We start from the raw sequence: 1,084 nt of genomic DNA on the forward strand, positions 1-1,084 counted from the left end.
CGGGAATTCAGATAATAAGTGCGACACTCATGGATGAATGGCGAGAGGTGGCCAACTGCTGATTGGTGGTACCCTTCTGCTCGCCAAAGTAAAAGCAGTATCACCATGAGCTATCAGCAGTTGACCGAGGGGCAACGATACCAGTTATCGGTGCTTCGCGCACAGGGGATGTCCATCCTTGCCACCGCACGCGCCATTGGCGTTCATCGCTCCACCCTCTACCGGGAGCTGCGTCGTAACGCCGGGCCGCAGGGCTACCAGCCAGACAATGCGCATCAGCACGCCACCCACCGACGGGCCAGTGCGGCCAAATCTCGGCTATCTGCCGATGTCATCCAGTTTGTCGAGCTGACACTCGCCTGGTGGTGGAGCCCGGAGCAGATAAGCGCGGTGGGCAAGCAGATAGGCCTCATGGTGAGTCACGAGTGGATATACCGCCATGTGGCCGCCGACAAAGCCCGGGGTGGCCAGTTGTACCGCCATCTGCGCCAGGGCCACAAGCGCTACCGCAAGGGGGCGAGCAGCCTGCGTTCTCCCATCAAGGAAGCCCGCTCTATTGATGAACGGCCGGCTATCGTCGATAGCCGGGAGCGGCTCGGTGATTGGGAGGCGGACACGGTGCTGGGCAAGCAAGGCACAGGTGCACTGGTCACCCTGGTGGAGCGCAAGAGCCGGCTCTATCTGGTCAAGCGGGTCGCGAGCAAACAGGCTGGGGTGGTGCGGGATGCGATAATCGAGATGTTAACGCCCTACATCGAGCAGGTGCATACCATCACCTTTGACAACGGCGGCGAGTTTGCCGAACACAAGGCGATAGAGGAAGCGCTGGGTGCCGAGACTTACTTTGCGCACCCTTACTCTTCGTGGGAGCGCGGTCTGAACGAGAACAGCAATGGGCTGTTGAGGCAGTTTATCCCAAAGGGAACAGACCTGAGAGAGGTCACGGACGAGGATGTCAGGAGAGCGGAGCAGTGGCTCAACCTACGACCTCGGAAATGTCTCGGATTCAGGCAGCCTGTCAAGGTATTCGAAGAGTACCGTCAGGCGGCATAGGCGAGTGTCGCACTTCGAAGTTGAATTCGCG

1 protein-coding gene is annotated in these 1,084 nt (G+C 59.5%); it reads left to right on the plus strand.

Annotated features, from left to right (window positions below):
* Nucleotides 1-105 precede the first annotated feature (105 nt).
* On the plus strand, nucleotides 106-1,053 hold the full coding sequence (locus PG897_RS22505) for an IS30-like element ISAs2 family transposase (RefSeq protein WP_019706001.1): 948 nt from the start codon (nucleotides 106-108) through the stop codon (nucleotides 1,051-1,053).
* The last annotated feature ends 31 nt before the right edge of the window (nucleotides 1,054-1,084 follow it).

Source organism: Aeromonas sp. QDB20, from assembly GCF_027707805.1.
GTDB classification, from domain to species: domain Bacteria; phylum Pseudomonadota; class Gammaproteobacteria; order Enterobacterales; family Aeromonadaceae; genus Aeromonas; species Aeromonas dhakensis.

Excerpts from the sequence above, each read along its gene's own strand:
- PG897_RS22505 (WP_019706001.1), top strand. The coding sequence starts at position 106 with ATGAGCTATCAGCAGTTGACCGAGGGGCAACGATACCAGTTATCGGTG.